At 71.9% G+C, this 16,423-nt stretch carries 15 protein-coding genes and 1 tRNA gene; 7 read left to right on the top strand and 9 right to left on the bottom strand.

The window, feature by feature from the left end; all coding sequences use genetic code 11:
* Positions 1–18: 18 nt before the first annotated feature.
* A complete protein-coding gene (locus ASG70_RS06280; protein ID WP_056882979.1) occupies positions 19–1,506 on the top strand; it encodes a hypothetical protein in 1,488 nt (495 codons plus the stop codon).
* A gap of 107 nt (positions 1,507–1,613) precedes the next feature.
* On the opposite strand, the gene ASG70_RS06275 is transcribed toward ASG70_RS06280, so the two are convergent.
* Genes ASG70_RS06275 through ASG70_RS06260 form a run of 4 tightly spaced genes read right to left on the bottom strand, consistent with a single transcriptional unit; the run spans position 1,614 to position 4,985 of the window.
* Positions 1,614–2,018, bottom strand: a complete 405-nt coding sequence (locus ASG70_RS06275) for a universal stress protein (protein ID WP_056882978.1) — start codon at positions 2,016–2,018, stop codon at positions 1,614–1,616.
* Positions 2,015–2,833, bottom strand: a complete 819-nt coding sequence (locus tag ASG70_RS06270; RefSeq protein ID WP_156399883.1) for an ATP-binding cassette domain-containing protein — start codon at positions 2,831–2,833, stop codon at positions 2,015–2,017. The genes ASG70_RS06275 and ASG70_RS06270 overlap by 4 nt, the downstream gene beginning before the upstream one ends.
* An 11-nt stretch (positions 2,834–2,844) precedes the next feature.
* A complete protein-coding gene (locus tag ASG70_RS06265) occupies positions 2,845–3,873 on the bottom strand; it encodes an ABC transporter permease (protein ID WP_056882976.1) in 1,029 nt (342 codons plus the stop codon).
* 5 nt (positions 3,874–3,878) lie between these two features.
* The gene (locus ASG70_RS06260) at positions 3,879–4,985 is read right to left on the bottom strand and encodes a substrate-binding domain-containing protein (RefSeq protein ID WP_056882975.1); all 1,107 of its coding nucleotides are present in this window, start codon (positions 4,983–4,985) and stop codon (positions 3,879–3,881) included.
* A gap of 123 nt (positions 4,986–5,108) precedes the next feature.
* Here ASG70_RS06260 and ASG70_RS06255 point away from each other — a divergent pair, with 123 nt between their 5' ends.
* Positions 5,109–6,134, top strand: a complete 1,026-nt coding sequence (locus ASG70_RS06255; protein ID WP_056882974.1) for a LacI family DNA-binding transcriptional regulator — start codon at positions 5,109–5,111, stop codon at positions 6,132–6,134.
* Positions 6,135–6,282: 148 nt separating this feature from the next.
* On the opposite strand, the gene ASG70_RS06250 is transcribed toward ASG70_RS06255, so the two are convergent.
* Together ASG70_RS06250 and ASG70_RS06245 are read right to left on the bottom strand one after the other, a co-directional pair.
* Positions 6,283–6,738 carry a hypothetical protein gene (locus ASG70_RS06250; protein ID WP_056882973.1) on the bottom strand — a complete coding sequence of 152 codons (456 nt, stop codon included), beginning with the start codon at positions 6,736–6,738 and terminating at the stop codon, positions 6,283–6,285.
* Between the two features lie 101 nt (positions 6,739–6,839).
* On the bottom strand, positions 6,840–7,319 hold the full coding sequence (locus ASG70_RS06245; protein WP_056882972.1) for a DUF4385 domain-containing protein: 480 nt from the start codon (positions 7,317–7,319) through the stop codon (positions 6,840–6,842).
* Positions 7,320–7,491: 172 nt separating this feature from the next.
* Between ASG70_RS06245 and ASG70_RS06240 the strand changes: the two genes are divergently transcribed.
* The 4 genes from ASG70_RS06240 (at position 7,492) to ASG70_RS06225 (ending at position 13,278) form a co-directional block, all read left to right on the top strand.
* Complete coding sequence (locus ASG70_RS06240) at positions 7,492–8,226, top strand: response regulator transcription factor (RefSeq protein WP_056882971.1); 735 nt, start codon at positions 7,492–7,494, stop codon at positions 8,224–8,226.
* On the top strand, positions 8,223–9,689 hold the full coding sequence (locus ASG70_RS06235) for a HAMP domain-containing sensor histidine kinase (RefSeq protein WP_056882970.1): 1,467 nt from the start codon (positions 8,223–8,225) through the stop codon (positions 9,687–9,689). Before ASG70_RS06240 ends, ASG70_RS06235 begins: the two co-directional genes overlap by 4 nt.
* 197 nt (positions 9,690–9,886) lie before the next feature.
* The gene (locus ASG70_RS06230; RefSeq protein ID WP_056882969.1) at positions 9,887–11,992 is read left to right on the top strand and encodes a glycosyltransferase family 39 protein; all 2,106 of its coding nucleotides are present in this window, start codon (positions 9,887–9,889) and stop codon (positions 11,990–11,992) included.
* Positions 11,993–12,003: 11 nt separating this feature from the next.
* A complete protein-coding gene (locus ASG70_RS06225) occupies positions 12,004–13,278 on the top strand; it encodes a bifunctional glycosyltransferase family 2/GtrA family protein (RefSeq protein ID WP_082590191.1) in 1,275 nt (424 codons plus the stop codon).
* Here the strand turns inward: ASG70_RS06225 and ASG70_RS06220 are convergent.
* Positions 13,173–13,673: a hypothetical protein gene (locus ASG70_RS06220; protein ID WP_056882968.1), complete on the bottom strand. Its 501-nt coding sequence runs from the start codon at positions 13,671–13,673 to the stop codon at positions 13,173–13,175. The two genes, ASG70_RS06225 and ASG70_RS06220, sit on opposite strands and share 106 nt — an antisense overlap.
* Positions 13,674–13,819: 146 nt before the next feature.
* Between ASG70_RS06220 and ASG70_RS06215 the strand changes: the two genes are divergently transcribed.
* The gene (locus ASG70_RS06215) at positions 13,820–14,212 is read left to right on the top strand and encodes a VOC family protein (RefSeq protein WP_056882967.1); all 393 of its coding nucleotides are present in this window, start codon (positions 13,820–13,822) and stop codon (positions 14,210–14,212) included.
* A gap of 196 nt (positions 14,213–14,408) precedes the next feature.
* Here ASG70_RS06215 and ASG70_RS06210 read toward each other — a convergent pair.
* Together ASG70_RS06210 and ASG70_RS06205 are read right to left on the bottom strand one after the other, a co-directional pair.
* Positions 14,409–14,501: transfer RNA gene (locus tag ASG70_RS06210), tRNA-Ser, on the bottom strand.
* Between the two features lie 98 nt (positions 14,502–14,599).
* Positions 14,600–16,234 (bottom strand): LCP family protein, encoded by a 1,635-nt coding sequence (locus ASG70_RS06205; RefSeq protein WP_235531375.1) that lies wholly within the window; start codon positions 16,232–16,234, stop codon positions 14,600–14,602.
* Between the last annotated feature and the right edge of the window lie 189 nt (positions 16,235–16,423).

The raw sequence follows: 16,423 nt of genomic DNA, 5'->3' as shown, positions 1-16,423 counted from the left end.
ACACGGCATACTCGCCGCATGGCTCACAGCGGAGTGGTCTTCCCCGAGGTCGACGGCCGGCGCAGCACCTCCGCGCTGGGACGGGCCGTGGTGGCCGACGCCCTGCGCGGGGTGGACCCCGTCGGCGCGCGGGCCGCCGAGCGCGAGACGAGCTGGCGGCAGGGCTACCTCGACCACTTCCGGAGGCTCGTCGAGGCCGGACTGCTCAGGGAGGGCGAGGCGGCCGTGGACATCGCCAGGGCGGGGCTGGACTCGCTGCATTCCCGGATGCGCTCGGTCACGCCGGCGGGAGAGGTCCCGCTCGGCGAGGTGTTCGCCGCGAGCACGGACGAAGACGGCACCGCGCTGGAGAGCGCCACGGTCCGGGGCACCGGGGAACGGACCGTCGAGCTCAGCATCCCGCTGCACGGCCAGCGCCTCGCCGGTGACGCGCTGCACCGCCAGCTCGACCGCTGGCTGGCCGCCGGGAGCATGGAGCCCTCGGCGGCCGAGGCCGTGCGCGAGGTGATGGCCCACCCCGACTGGCTGGACCTGCGCGACCAGAAGCTCGTCGTCCTCGGCGCCGGTGCCGAGATGGGCCCGCTGCGCGCGGTGCTGTCGTGGGGTGGGGAGGTGGTCGGGGTCGACCTGCCCCGCCCCGACCTCTGGCGCCGGGTGCTCGACATCGCCGCCGGCTCCGCGGGCACGCTGCACCTGCCCGTCTCCGGTTCCACCTGGTCGGCGTCCGACCTGGCGGCCCACGCCGGCGGTGACCTGGTCCACGACCTGCCCCGGCTCGCGGACTGGCTGTCCTCCCTCGGCGGGCCCCTCGTCATGGGCAACTACGTGTATGCGGACGGCGCCACGAACGTGCGCGTGGCCACCGCCGTCGACGCACTGAGCGTCGAGCTCCTGAGGCGCCGCGACGACGTGGCGCTCGCCTTCCTCGCCACCCCGACCGACGTCTTCGCCGTGCCTGCTGAGGCGGTCGAGTTCTCGACCCGTGCCTACCGGGCCCCGTCCGCGGTGATGCGCCTAGCACGACCGGCGCTGCGGACGGTCAGCGGTGGACGCCTGCTCCAGCGCAACTACGCGCCGGGCTCCGACCCCGGGCTCAACGACAGCCTCGTCCCGCAGCAGGGCCCCAACTACGCCCTCGCCAAGCGCCTCCAGCGGTGGCGCGCCACCGTCGCCCGGCGCGACGGGGTCACGACCTCCCTCAACGTGGCTCCTCCCACTCGGACCCGGTCGGTCGTCAAGAACCGGGCCCTGGCCTCCGCCTACGCCGGCGCCCACCGCTTCGGCATCGAGGTCTTCGAGCCCGCGACGAGCAACACCCTCATGGCCGCCCTGCTCGTCCACGACCTGCGCACGGCCGGTGCCACGGACCCGGCCCGCAGCAGCCTCGCACCCTGGGAGGACGAGGCGCACGGCGCGGTCCACGGCGGCCTGTGGCGCACCGCGTACGACCCGCGCAGCGCCCTGGGCCTGGCGGTCGTGCTCGGGCTCGGGTCCGCGCGCACCTGACTGGCCGCCCCTCCGCCGGGCGCCCGGCGGTCCCGGGACCGAGCCCACGCACGGGTACGCCGGGTGGTCACCTGACCACGCGGCGTACCCGTGCCGGGTCCCGAGCGCTAGGACGCCCTGGGCGCCTTGACGGCCAGCACGGCGCACGAGGCGTCGAGCAGGACCTGCTGCGAGGTGCTGCCGAGCAACAGCTTGCCCACCGGGGAGCGGTGGCGCAGGCCGATGACGATGAGCTCGGCATCCTCCTGCTGGGCGATGTGCAGGATCTCCTCGGCGGCCGGGAGCCCGGCCGTCGGCTGGACGACGTCGTAGTCCAGGCCCGTCTCGGAGAGCTCGCTGGCGATCGCGTCGACGTCCTGCGCCGTGGCGAAGGACTTCGAGGCGAAGTCACCGTTCTGGCCGGTGTTGACGACCACGAGCCGCGCCCCGCGCAGCACCGCCTCGTCCTTGGCCCGCACGAAGGCAGCCACCCCCTCCGGGCTCGGGATGTAGCCGACGACGACCGTGCTCACGACGGGCCGTCCAGGCGCTTGGCTCCCGTCATGATCGCGACGCCCTCACCCATGTCGTGCGACTGCGGGGTGATGACCCCCGCCCGGCCGCCGAGCCGCTGGATGTGGATGCGGTCGGCCACCTCCCACACCTGCGGCATGTTGTGGCTGATAAGGATGACCGACAGGCCGCGGTCACGCAGCTGCTTGATCATGTCGAGCACCATGCCCGACTCCTTCACACCGAGGGCGGCGGTCGGCTCGTCGAGGATGACCACCTTGCTGCCGAACGCCGCGGCGCGGGCCACCGCGACGGCCTGTCGCTGACCGCCGGAGAGGGTCTCCACGGCCTGCCCCATGTTCTGGATGGTCTGGATGCCGAGGTCCTGGACCGACTGCCCGGCCCGCTTCTCCATGCCCTTCTTGTCGAGCATGCGGAAGACCGACCCGAGGATGCCCTTGCGGCGCTCCTCGCGGGCGAGGTAGAGGTTGCTCGCGATGTCGAGCGCCGGGATGACGGCCAGCTGCTGGTAGACGGTCTCGATGCCGGCTGCCCGCGCGTCCTGCGGCCGGGCGAAGTGCACGCGCTCGCCGCTGAGGGTGATCTCGCCGGAGTCAGGCGTGTAGGCGCCGGTCAGGCACTTGATGAGCGTCGACTTGCCCGCGCCGTTGTCACCGATGACGGCGAGCACCTCGCCGGGGTAGAGGTCGAGGTCGACCCCGTCGAGTCCGATGACGCGGCCGAAGGTGATGACGAGCTTGCGGGCCGAGAGCACCGGCTCCTGGCTGTAGATGTGCTGCTTGTCCGCAGGGACGCCGCCGTGGGCGACCTCCATCGTGGGTGCACTCATGCCTTGACCTTCCTGATCCACTGGTCGACCGCGACGGCCACGATGACGAGGATGCCGGTCGCGAGGACGCGCCACTGCTGGTCGACGCCCATCTGGGAGAGCCCGAACTGCAGGGTCTGCACGATGAGGGCACCGATGGCGGTGCCGATGAGCCGGCCGCGACCGCCGAAGAGGCTGGTGCCGCCGATGACGACCGCGGTGATGCTCTGGAGGTTGGCGTCCGGGACGGCGTTGGGCGTCGCCGCACCGGCACGGCCGATGAGGACCCACGCCGCGAGACCGTAGATGAGACCCGCGAGCGTGTAGACGGTCAGCAGGACCCGCTTGCTGGCCACGCCCGAGAGGCGCGCCGACTCGGGGTCGTCGCCCACGGCGTACACGTAGCGCCCCCAGGCCGTCTGGGCCAGGGCGAAGCCCACGGCGATGTAGATGAGGATCACCGCGACGATGCCCCAGGTCAGGCTGATGCCGAAGATCTTGAAGCCGTCACCGAGGAAGTTGAGCAGGCCCGGCAGGTGGTCGGCCTGGATGCTCTCGCCACCGGAGTAGAGCAGCGCGATGGCGGTGAAGATGCTCAGCGTGCCGAGGGTGACGATGAAGGGTGGCAGGTTGATCCGGGTCACCAGGAAGCCGTTGAGAGCACCTGCCGCCGTCGCCAGGACGACGCCGATCACCAGGGCGAGGATGCCCGGCATGCCCCCGTCCCTGGAGAGGGAGGCCATCACCATCATCGACAGGACCATGATCGCGCCCACCGACAGGTCGATGCCGGCGGTCAGGATGACCAGCGTCTGACCCACCGCCAGCGCGGCCACCACGGCGGTCTGCTGGAGCAGGATGCCCATGGAGTTGGCGGTGAGGAACGTCGGGGTGGCGATGAAGAACGCCACGAAGGCCACGAGGAGCAGGAACAGCGGGCTCAGCCATGGCCGGCCGTGCAGCTGGTGCTGCACTCGTTGGAGGGGCGACTGCTGCCGCCGGGCGAACTCGGCGGCAGCAGCGGACGGTGTCGTGGTGGTTGCCATGGGAGTCAGTTGCCCCAGCAGAGCTGGCTGCCCTTGGTGGTGTCGATGCTGTCGACACCCTGCGCCGGCTTGTCCGTCACCAGCGCGACGCCGGTGTTGAAGAAGTCGAGGCCGTCGGACGTCTTGGGCTTCTCACCGCCACGGGCGACCTTGGCGATCGCCTCCATGCCCATCGTCGCCATCTTCAGCGGGTACTGCTGGGCGGTGGCACCGATGACGCCGCTCTTGACGCTGGCCACACCGGCGCAGCCGCCGTCGACCGAGACGATCAGGGCCGTCTTCCCGGCCGCCTTGAGCGCTGCGTTGGCGCCGACCGCGGTGGGCTCGTTGATGGTGTAGACGAGGTTGATGCCGGGGTTCTTCGCGAGGCACTTCTCCATCGCGGTGCGGCCGCCGTCCTCGGCGCCGTTGCCGGCCTCGTTGCAGACGATCGTGTAGTCGCCGCCCTTGCCGCCGGTGTACTTGCCGGTCTTGGCCTCGTCGCCGTTCTTCTTGGGGTCCTTCACGTCGATGCCCATGCCCTCGAGGAAGCCCTGGTCGCGGTTGTAGTCGACCGAGACGATCTTGTCGTTGAACAGGTCGAGCAGCGCGATCACGGCCGGCTTGCCGTCCATGGTGGCGGCCGCCCACTGCCCGTCGAGCTTGCCTGCCGCACGGTTGTCGGTGGCGAAGGTGATGTCGACGGTGTTGGCCGGGTCGGGCGGGGTGTCGAGGGCGATGACGTAGAGACCTGCGTCGCGGGCCTTCTTGATCGCGGCGTTGACGCCGGTGCTCATGGGCGTGATCAGGATGCCCTTGTCGCCGCGGGCGATGGAGTCCTCGATCGCGGTGATCTGGCCCTGGTCGTCGCCCTCCTGCTTGCCCGAGGCCACCGTCAGCTTGACGTTGTTCTTCGCGGCGTCGGCCTTGGCGCCCTTCTGCATGGCGACGAAGAACGGGTTCGTGGAGTCCTTGGTGATGAGGCTGACACCCACGGTCTTCGCGCCGCCCCCACCACCGCTGCTGGAGGAGTCGGAGCTGCTGGACCGGTTGCACGCGGTCAGGGCGAAGGCCGTGGAGGCGATGGTGGCGACGGCGACGGTCCGGCGCAGGGTGGGGGTGTATCGAGACATGGAGGGCTCCCTCTCTGGCGGCTGCGTCGCCGCGCTGTGACAACGTTGTCAAGAGAATGTGTAGTCCCCGGTTGTGCTGTTGTCAATGGACCCTGTACAACTACCTGCGTGATCTTGACATCGATGTCAGCGAGCGGACGGCCGCCCCGCGCGACCATGCGCGACGTCGCCGCCCTGGCCGGCGTCAGCCTCAAGACGGTCTCTCGGGTGGTCAACCGGGAGGCCGGGGTCTCACCCGACGTCACCGCCCGCGTCGAGCGGGCCGTGGCCCAGCTCGGCTACCGGCACAACCTCGCCGCGAGCAACCTGCGGCGTGCCCACGGCCGCAGCGCCATGGTCGGCGCGGTCCTGCAGGACGTGAGCAACTCGTTCTCCGCCAGCCTGCTGCGCAGCCTCGAGGACGAGGCGCGCGACCGCGACGTCGCCATCGTCGCCTCGAGCCTCGACGAGGAGCCCGAGCGCGAGCGGAGCATCGTCGAGAGCCTGGTCCGACGACGCGTCGACGGCCTGCTCCTCGTGCCCGCCACCGAGCGGCAGGACTACCTGGCCGACGACCTGCGCAACGGCCTGCCCGTGGTGTTCGTCGACCGCCGACCGCAGGGCGTCGACACCGACTCGGTGACGGTCGACAACGGGCTGGGCGCGCGCCTAGCCGTCGACCACCTCGTGGCGCACGGCCACCGCCGTATCGCGATGGTGGGCGACATGCCCACGATCCAGACCGCCCGGGCCCGGCTGGAGGGCTACCGGTCGGCCCTGCGTCACGCGGGGGTCGAGCCGGACCCGGACCTCGCGGCGATGTCGGTGCGCTCGTCCGACGACGCCGTCGCCGCCGTGTACCGGCTGCTCGACCTCGACGACCCACCCACCGCGATCTTCGCGGCGCGGAACTCGTTGGCAGTAGGGGCGATCCGCGCCCTGCACCAGCGTGGGCTCGCCGGACGCGTGGCCCTGGTCGGGTTCGACGACTTCCCGCTGGCCGACATCGTCGACCCGCCGCTGACCGTGGTGCGCCAGAACGTCCGGACCATCGGCGCCGAGGTGGCCAAGCGGCTGTTCGCCCGCATCGACGGCGACACCTCGGCACCGCACCACGTCGTGCTCACCCCCGAGCTCGTGGTCCGCGGCTCGGGGGAGATCCGCCCCTAGTCCCGCCCTGTCGCGCCGACGCGCTGGGAGGCCAGCGGGCGTACGGAGCCGCAGACCGGAATGGCGCCGAAGTCCTTTCGGGGCAGCGGATCCGACCCGGTCGCGACGGCCCTGGACCGCCGCGGGACGTGGAGCAGCGGGAGGGCGGTCATCTCGTCGCCGCGTTCGGGTCGGAGGGCGCGGCCCCGGGCTGCCCCGGCTGGCCGAGCTGACCCTGCTGACCGACACCGCCCGGCCCGAAACCTCCCTGTCCGCGACCGCCCAACCCTCCCGGCTGGAACTGGCCGGAGCCACCCTGGGTCGAGCCGACCGGTATAGCGGCAGCTGCTCCGACGGCTCCCACGGACGAGATGCCGATCGCGAGCGCCGCGGCGATGGCCGTCTTGCGACCGGACCACACCGGCGGGTTGAGGGCGGGGGCGGTGTCCGGCGCGGGAGCGGTGGCCGGTGCGGTCGGTCCCACGGCGGGTGCGGTCGGAGCCGGGGCGGCCGGTGTCGCCGATGCGGCGGCATACGGCATGGTCCGGGTGGTGGCCCAGCCGATCGGCGCGCTGTCAGCGCCGGTGTCGCGCACGGCGTCGGTGGGGGTCGTGGGGTGGGTCATCGGACGCCTCCGGCGGGATGGGGTGGCTTGGTCCCACCGAGGGTCGGCGCGCAGGCTGTGGGCAGGCTGTGGCCGTGGTGTCCGGCGACTGAGTGTCCCCGTCAGCCGTGCTCCTTCTTGTGGGCCGCGCGCCAGGCTGTGTACTCGGCGACCTGCTCGACCTCGTCCCACGCCTGCTTGAAGATCCGCGCCGACTCGGCCTTCACCGGGTCCTCGGGTCCGCGGGGGAGCTCCGCCCGGCCGTGCGCGCCGCTCTGCCCTCGGCGGTCTGCCGGCACCGGGCCGTCGTACTTGCGACCGCCGGGGTGGTTGGCGTAGCGGCGCGCTCGGGTGAAGCCCATCTGCAGGAACTTGCGGGCCATGTCCGCACCGACCAGGTCGCCCGACGCGAGGTAGTCGTCAAAGGCCGCGCGCAGGGCCGCCGCACTCTCGCGGGCGACGTCGGGGGTGCGGAACCGCCACAGGGGCAGCAGCTCGTCCTTGTAGGGCTGCACCGTGAGCACGCCCTGCTCGCCGCGCCCGACGCGGTACCGGTCGGGGTGGGCGCGCAGGTCCTGCGTCGGAGATCGGTCGTCGGGCACCCTGAGGAGTATCCCCACCCCGCACCCGGGCCGCCTCCCGTCCGGGCGGGAGCGCACCCTCCCGCTCGGGCCGCAGCAGGCCCACTCCGGACCGGAGCCCGCACAGAGGTCTCACAGAAATCGCACAGCCTGTGCGTGGCCTTTGCCCAGCAATCCGGTGTTCCCTAGGACCATGAACACGCAGCCGTCCACTTCCTCCCGCCTGCAGCGCCTCGACGGGTCGCCCGTGCGGGTCCTCGTCGTCGACGACGAGAGCAACCTGACCGAGCTGCTGAGCATGGCCCTGCGCTACGAGGGCTGGGAGGTCCGGACCGCCGCCACTGGGGCTGCAGCGGTGCGCGCCGCCCGCGAGTTCCAGCCGGATGCGGTGGCACTCGACATGATGCTGCCGGACTTCGACGGCCTCGAGGTGCTGCGGCGCATGCGGGGCGACAACGCCGGTGTGCCCGTCCTGTTCCTCACGGCCAAGGACGCCGTCGAGGACCGCGTGGCCGGGCTGACCGCGGGCGGCGACGACTACGTCACCAAGCCGTTCAGCCTCGAGGAGGTCGTCGCTCGGCTGCGGGCCCTGATGCGGCGTACCGCCGTCGTGGCCGACGAGTCGTCGTCGGTGCTGGTCGTCGGCGACCTGACCATGGACGAGGACAGCCACGAGGTGTCGCGCGGCGGTGAGCAGGTGCAGCTCACGGCCACCGAGTTCGAGCTCCTGCGCTACCTCATGCGCAACCCCAAGCGCGTCCTGTCGAAGGCTCAGATCCTCGACCGCGTCTGGAACTACGACTTCGGCGGCCAGGCCAACGTCGTCGAGCTCTACATCTCCTACCTGCGCAAGAAGATCGACGCCGGCCGCGAGCCCATGATCCACACCATGCGCGGCGTCGGGTACGTCCTCAAGCCCGCGTCATGAGCCCTGCTGCCGCGGTCGGTGCGGCGCGCCACCGACTCCATCCCGCCGCCTGGTCGCTGAGCACCAAGCTCGTCGCCACGGTGGTCGGGCTGTTCCTCGCCGTCACCCTCGCGACCTCCTCCCTCACCGTGCTTCTGCTGCACGACTACCTGCAGGGGCAGCTCGACCAGGACCTGCGCTCGAGCGCGGTGCGACTCGGGGGCGGGCCCGACGACGGCGACGGCGACGGCCGCGGACGGCCACCCGGCGCTCCCCCTGGCGGCGGCGGGCGGTTCCTCACGCTCACGCTCGCGGGCGGCTCGGTCACCAACAACCGGGTCGTGCGTGGCGACAGCTACGGCACGCTGACGAGTGACCAGATCAGCCAGATCGACGCCGCCGGCATCGGCCAGAGCCCCACCTCGCTCGACATCAAGGGCCTCGGCGAGTTCCGCCTGGTTTCCACGCGCTCCCCGACCGGCGCGACCACGATCACCGGACTGCCGCTGGCCGGCGTCACCGAGACCGTCAACAAGATGGTCACCCTCGTCGTCGGCGGCACCATCGTGGGGTTCGTCCTCGTGGGCAGCGGTGGCCTGTGGCTCGTGCGCCGCAACCTCGCCCCCCTGCAACGCGTGGCGCACACGGCCACGAAGGTGTCCCGGCTCAAGCTGGACTCCGGCGACGTGGCCCTCGCCGAACGCGTGGGACCCGCCGACGCCGACCCCCGCACCGAGGTGGGCCAGGTCGGCCTCGCGCTCAACAACATGCTCGACAACGTCGAGGGTGCCCTGCAGTCGAGGCACGAGAGCGAGCAGCGCGTGCGCCAGTTCGTCGCCGACGCCTCGCACGAGCTGCGTACCCCGCTCGCCTCCATCCGGGGGTATGCCGAGCTGTCGAGTCGCGAGCGCGAGCCCGTGCCCGCCTCGGTCAGCCACGCCCTGTCACGCGTCGAGTCCGAGGCGCTGCGGATGCAGGGCCTCGTCGAGGACCTGCTCCTCCTCGCCCGACTCGACGCCGGCCGCCCGCTCGAACGCGAGCCGGTCGACCTGTCGCTGCTGGCGATGGACGCGGTGAGCGACGCTCACGCCGCTGCCCCCGACCACCGCTGGGAGCTCGACCTGCCCGACGAGCCCGTCGAGGTCGCCGGCGACCAGGCACGGCTGCACCAGGTGGTGGCCAACCTGCTCGCCAACGCACGCACGCACACCCCTGCCGGCACCAAGGTCGTCACCTCCGTGCGGCCCGACGGCGAGTGGGTGCGGCTCACGGTCGCCGACAACGGACCAGGAGTCCCGAAGCCACTGCAGCGCAACGTCTTCGCGCGCTTCACCCGTGGCGACGACTCACGCAACCGTGCTGCCGGCTCGACAGGTCTCGGGCTGAGCATCGTCGACGCCGTCGCCAAGTCACACGGCGGCCGCGTCGAGCTCGCGAGCACCCCGGGCGACACGACCTTCACGGTCCTGCTCCCCGCCCACTGACGCCCGCGCGCCCACCGGGCGCGGGCGCCATACCGGCTCCGCGTCGCCACCGAAAGGTGGGGAGTGGCTGCTTCCGGCTCACCGGAAGCAGCCACTTCCCACCCCTCGCCGCGTAGGGCGCGGTGCCCCTGAGGCTCATCAGCGGGCCTCAGGGGTGCCACAGGAACCCCACAGTGACCGGTTCGACCGTTGGAGCCATGGACACCATGACCCTCCACCGCAGCGCGGCCGACGGCACCCCGGCCCTCCCCCGTGCCACCACCGGGCAGGCCGACCCAGCCGCACCCCGCCGTCTCCAGCGCCTGTGGCGCGGACACGACGGCGACCCGTCCTGGGCGCGCCCGGCCCTGCTGGGCCTGCTGCTGGCCACCGCCCTCTTCTACCTCTACGACCTGACCTCGAGCGGCTACGCGAACTCGTTCTACTCCGCCGCCGTGCAAGCCGGCAGCACGAGCTGGAAGGCGTTCTTCTACGGCTCCTCCGACGCCGGCAGCTCGATCACCGTCGACAAGCCGCCGGCCTCGCTCTGGGTGATGGCGCTGTCGGTGCGCGTCCTCGGCCTCAGCTCGTTCGCGATCCTCCTGCCCGAGGTGCTCATGGGCGTGGCCACCGTGGGCGTCGTGTATGCGACCGTGCGTCGCCACTTCGGCGCTGCCGCAGGCCTGGTCGGCGGACTCGTGATGGCCCTGACACCGGTGGCGGTGCTGATGTTCCGGTTCAACAACCCCGACGCGCTGCTCGTCCTGCTGATGGCGCTCGGCGCCTGGGCGACGCTGAAGTCGATCGACGAGGGCTCGCACCAGTGGTTCACCGTCGTCGGCGTCCTCATCGGCCTCGGCTTCCTCACCAAGGCCCTGCAGGTCCTGCTCGTCGTCCCGGCATTCGGCCTCGCCTACCTGCTCTTCGCCGACACGTCCCTGCGCCGCCGCATCGTCGGAGCCCTCATGGGCACCGCGGCGATGGTTGTGTCGGCCGGTTGGTGGGTCGCGATCGTGGAGCTCGTCCCGGCGAGCATGCGGCCCTACATCGGCGGCAGCCAGGACAACTCGTTCCTGTCGGTCACCTTCGGCTACAACGGCCTCGGTCGCATCAGCGGCAACGAGACGGGCTCGGTCGGTGGCGGCAACGGCTGGGGTGCGACCGGGATCGGCCGGATGTTCGGCACCACCATCGGCGGCCAGATCTCCTGGCTCGTCCCGTCTGCGCTCATCCTGCTCGCCGTGGGCCTGGTCCTGCGCGGCCGCGCCCCCCGCACTGACGGCCGTCGCGCTGCCTACGTCGTCTGGGGCGGCTGGCTCCTCGTCACGGGCCTGACCTTCTCGTTCATGGCCGGCATCTTCCACGAGTACTACACGGTGGCGCTGGCCCCGGCGGTCGCCGCCGTCGTCGGCATGGGAGCCGGCGAGGCCTGGGAGAACCGGCACCGCCCGATCGGCTCGATCACCCTCGCGGGCGCCACCGCCGCGGCGGCGACCTGGTCGTTCATCCTCCTGTCACGCACCGACTGGCAGAGCTGGTTGCGCATCGCCGTCCTGGTCGTCGGCATGGCGAGCGCGTTCCTCCTGCTCGCCGTCACGCAGCTGCACCGGCGCTGGGTCCCCGTCGTCGTCGCCGGAGCCCTCGTGGCCGCCCTCGCCGGCCCCGCGGCGTACAGCCTCCAGACGGTGGGCACCGCCCACACCGGCTCCATCGTCACGGCCGGCCCGTCCACGGGGCGGGGAGGCTTCGGGGGCGGCATGCCCGGTGGCGGGCCGGGGGGCGGGGGCACCCCTCCCGGGATGACCCAGGGTGGGACCGGCGCCGCGGCCAACGGCGGCACCACCGGCGCTCCCCAAGGCACCACGGGTGGTGGCATGGGCGGCCTTCTTGACGCGAGCACCCCCTCCACGGAGGTCGTGGCGGCCCTCAGCGCCGACGCCGGCTCCTACCGCTGGGTGGCCGCGGCCATCGGCTCCCAGAACGCGGCCGGGCTCCAGCTCGGCACCGGCCTGCCGGTCATGGCGATCGGTGGGTTCAACGGCAGCGACCCGTCTCCCACGCTGGCGCAGTTCCAGCAGTACGTCGCCGACGGTGACATCCACTACTTCGCCGCCAGCAGTGGCGGACGTGGCAGCCCGGGTGGCGGCATGGGCGGTGGCGTGGGCGGTGGCGTGGGCGGCAGCGGCACGGGCAGCGAGATCTCGACCTGGGTGGCGGCGAACTTCGCCTCGGTCACGATCGGCGGCTCGACGTTCTACGACCTGACCCAGCCGCTGTCCGGCTCCACGGGCACGACCGGGGCGGCCAGCGCCCAGACCACCTGAGGACGACGGTGATGAGCACCCCGAACCCGACGGCCGTCCTCGACGTCGTCATCCCGGTCCACAACGAGCAGCACACCGTGGCGGCCTGCGTCCGGCGGCTGCACGAGCACCTGGTGCAGACGTTCCCGTACCCGTTCCGCATCACGGTGGCCGACAACGCCAGCACCGACGCGACCGCCGAGGTCGCGTCGGGCCTGGTGGCCGAGCTCCCCGGCGTGGCCCTGGCCCGGCTGGAGCAGAAGGGACGCGGTCGGGCGCTCAAGGCGGTGTGGCTCGCCTCGGACGCGCCGGTCCTCGCCTACATGGACGTCGACCTGTCGACCGACCTCGACGCACTGTGGCCGCTGGTGGCCCCGTTGATGTCCGGCCACTCGGATCTCGCCATCGGCTCCCGACTCGCCCCAGGGTCGCGGGTGGTGCGCGGCGCCAGGCGCGAGGTCATCTCGCGCTGCTACAACCTGCTGCTGCGCGGAGCGCTCGGGGCACGGTTCACCGACGCGCAGTGCGGCTTCAAGGCGATCCGCGCCGACGTCGCCGCGGAGCTGCTGCCGCTGGTGGAGGACACGACCTGGTTCTTCGACACCGAGCTGCTCGTCCTGGCGGAGCGCAGCGGGCTGCGGATCCACGAGGTGCCGGTCGACTGGTTCGACGACCCTGACTCCCGCGTCGACGTCGTGGGCACCGCGATGGACGACCTGCGCGGGGTATGGCGCGTGCGCCGCGCCCTGGCCGGGGGACGGCTTCCGGTGGAGGACATCGCCCGCCGGCTCGGCCGCGGGACGGCCGGCACGCGGACGTGGCAGCAGCTGCAGCGGTTCGCCGTGGTCGGCGTGCTGAGCACTCTCGTGCACCTCGGCCTCTTCGCCGCCCTGCGCAGCGGCGGCCCGGGAGCGCAAGTGGCGAACCTGGTGGCACTGCTCGTGGCCACCGTCGCGAACACGGCCCTCAACCGCCGCTGGACCTTCGGGGCCCAGGGGCGCGGCGCCGTACGCCACCAAGCCCAGGGGCTGGCCCTCTTCGGCGTGACGTGGCTCCTGACCGCCGGCGGACTCGGGCTGCTGCACCTGCTCGCCACGACTCCGGCGACCGCGGCGCAGACCGCCGTCGTGGCCCTCGCGACGGCCCTGTCGACGGTGCTGCGCTTCGTGGCGATGCGGACCTGGATGTTCCGGCCGAGCCCTCAGAGCTGGTTGACGGTGAACGTCCCCGACTCGTCCTCGAACACCACGAGGCCCGTCCAGTCGAACCCGTCGACGGAACCGTGGCAGACCGCCACGAGCCCCTGACCGACGGCAGAGGAGCCGGGACAGACGATCTCGTCGACCGAGCCGCCGTCGTCCTCGACGAGCTTCGTGAGCGCCGACTCGAGGTCGGCGGCGGAGACCGCGGAGCCCGCCGGGCGCACCTCGCCCTGCAGGACCCACGACGGGTCGGCCGCCGAGCTGACCGCGATGAACCCCACGACGCCCAGCGAGGCCAGCAGGGACACGACGCTGATCGCGATCGCCGCGATGGCGAGCCCGTTGCGCTGGCGGGGCGGCGCACCGTACGGGGGCATGACGGGCTGGCTCCACACCTGGCCGGGCGCAGGGTACGGGTGGGGCTGGGCGGCCTGCGCGGGGTGCACCAGCTGCGCGGGCTGGGGCTGCGGCGGGCCGTAGGGGTTGGACGGGTGCGACATGGGACTCCTCGGTGCGGTCGCGACAGGATCCCCCACCTCGGCGCCGGGCAGGCGCCATACCGCTGCGTCCGGTCCGAACGGACGACTCGTGGCGCGGCGCCTGCGAGGATGGCGCGCACCACCACCGGACGAGAGGACCCACCCCGATGCAGATGAAGCTCGAGCTCGTGCCGCTGCCCGTCTCGGACGTGGACCGGGCCATCGCCTTCTACACCGAGCGTCTCGGCTTCACCAAGGACGTCGACGTCCAGCCGGCGGAGGGGGTCCGGGTCGTCCAGCTGACGCCGCCGGGGTCCGGGTGCTCGATCGGTTTCGGCACCGGCCTCGACGTCTACGGCGGTGAACCCGGCAGCTCCAGGGGGCTGCACCTCGTGGTGGAGGACATCGAGGCGGCACGCGCCGAGCTCATCGGCCGCGGCGTGGACGTCGGCGAGGTCCGCGACTTCGGCGGGGGCGTGAAGGGCGCCGACTTCGCCGATCCCGACGGCAACTCGTTCGAGCTGCAGGAGATGGCTTGGCGCAAGGGGTCCGCGTTCTAGCCGGTCCTCGTCGAGAGTCGGGAAACGGCGGTCTCAGTGGGTGCTGGCGACACCATTTCCCGACTTTCGCCTTCCCGTGGGGTGGAGACGGAGGGACGCCGTCGCCTCCGCTGCGCTCCGGCTCCTCCCAAATCCCGCGGGCTCGATCAAAGCAAAGAAGGACCCGACGAAAAGCGTGTCGGGTCCTTCTTTGCTTTGGCGGAGACGGAGGGATTTGAACCCTCGATGGGCGATGAACCCAAACCGCATTAGCAGTGCGGCGCCATAGACCGGACTAGGCGACGTCTCCACACCCGGACGACAAGTCGACCGAGCCCGCACAGGGTATCCGGAGCCCGCTCGCCGGGGCAAAGCGACCCCCCGAGGGGAGAGCCGGGGCCCCGACGGTCAGCTGCAGATGTCCTGGTTGGCCGTGCGCGCCGCGATCGTCGCCGCGGTGCTCGGGGTGCTCGTGGCCGTCACCGACGGGGTGGGCAGCGGCTGCGTCCCCTCCCGGTTCGGGATCTCGACAGCCTTCGGTGCGTTGAGGCCCATGCTGAGCTCGATGGTGGAACCGAGGGTGGCGTCCGCCTTGAGCTTCGCTCCCGGGTAGACCGCGGCGACGGTGCGCGCCGCGGCCTCCTTCCCGGGTCCGTAGCGGACGACGACGCCCTCGGTGGGGGTCCCGGTGCCCGTGAGGTAGGTCGTGACCTTGAAGCCCTCGGTCTGCAGCTCGGTCGCGGCCTGCTTGGCGAGGCCGCCGACGCCGGAGTCGTTGGTGACGCGCACCGAGATCTGGCTGGGGGCGACGGTGAGCGGTGCCGCGCTGGTGGTCGACGGGGTCGGCTTCGGGGTGCCGGCCGGCGGCTTGGTGCCGGGCAGCGGCTGGTCCTCGCGGATCGCCTTCCAGATCGTGTCGGCAGCAGGCAGCCACTCCACCCGGTTGGTGTCGGCCGGGTAGGGCCGCGTCGGCAGCTTGACGAAGCGGATCTGGTCGGTGCCGATCCTCGCCACGCTCTGCGCGATGTCCTTCATCTCGCCGGTGTCCAGCCCCTTGTCGGTCGTCATCGCCCCGGTGGCGGCGTCGAGGAACCGGAAGAGCTTGTCGGGACGCAGCAGCAACGAGGACTTCGTCGCCTCCTGGATCACCGAGGAGAGGAACGCCTGCTGGCGGTCGATCCGGCCGAGGTCGGAGCCGTCGCCGATCCCGTGCCGGACGCGGACGTAGCCGAGCGCCTGCTTGCCGTTCACCTTGGTCCTGCCCGCCGGCAGCGTCAGCTGCGCGTCCCGGTCGTTGATCGCGACCGGCGTGCAGACCGTCACCCCGCCCAGGGCGTCGACCATCTGCTGGAACCCGCGGAAGTCGATGATGACGAAGTGGTCGATGTAGATGTCGGTGAGGCCCTCGAACGTGCGGATCGTGCAGGCCTCGCCGCCGTCCTGGAAGTTCGCGTTCCACTGGCGGATCACGCCGTTCTGGACCGTGTCGTCGAGGTTCTTGCAGTCGCGCGGCGCCATCGTCATCGAGTCGCGCGGGATCGAGACGACGATGGCCGACTTCCGGTCTGCGGAGAGGTGCACCACGAGGTTGGTGTCCGAGCGTGCGCCCACGATGCTGCTGCCGCTGCCGCGGCTGTCGGAGCCGATCACCATGATGTTGATCGCCTTGAGCTTGGTCTTGGCGTCCGCGGTGGCGACCTGTTTCGGACGCTGGCCCAGGGCCCCGGTGATGTCGACCCGGTCGATGTTGCCGTTGAGCTTGATGTACGCCGCGATGCCGAGCACCAGCACCACCACGAGGAGGGCGGAGACGCCGAACGCGACCCGGCGCAGCCACGGGTGGCGGTGCGTCCGACCCGCGTGCCGGTCGGCGCGGCGGCGGGCGACGGCGGCACCGGCGGAGTCCTCGGTCGCAGGCCCCTCGAGAGGCTGGCCATCGGTCACCGGCTTCGCGGCATCCGAGGCCTCAGTGGGGTCGTGGCCGACACTGGCGTCCTGGCCGGGCTCGTCGCCCTGCGCAGAGCCGTGGGTGGGCTCGCTCACGTGTACCTCTCTGGATCGATCACGCCACCCGGGGGTGGCTGGGCGGCGCATCGCCCCGCCGATTCTACGGGCGCCATCTGAGCGTCCCGCCCGGTGTGCGTCCACTTCCCTGACGTCCGGGCCTCCGGTTTGGTTGCCTGCCCGGGACAAACCGGACAGGCGCGGCCGAGCGCGTGCTGTTGGATGGGG

Origin of the sequence: Phycicoccus sp. Soil748 (assembly GCF_001428025.1) — a bacterium.
Taxonomy (GTDB): domain Bacteria; phylum Actinomycetota; class Actinomycetes; order Actinomycetales; family Dermatophilaceae; genus Pedococcus.
The sequence above is the reverse complement of the archived record's forward strand: the minus strand, read 5'-3'. Positions and strand labels throughout refer to the sequence as shown.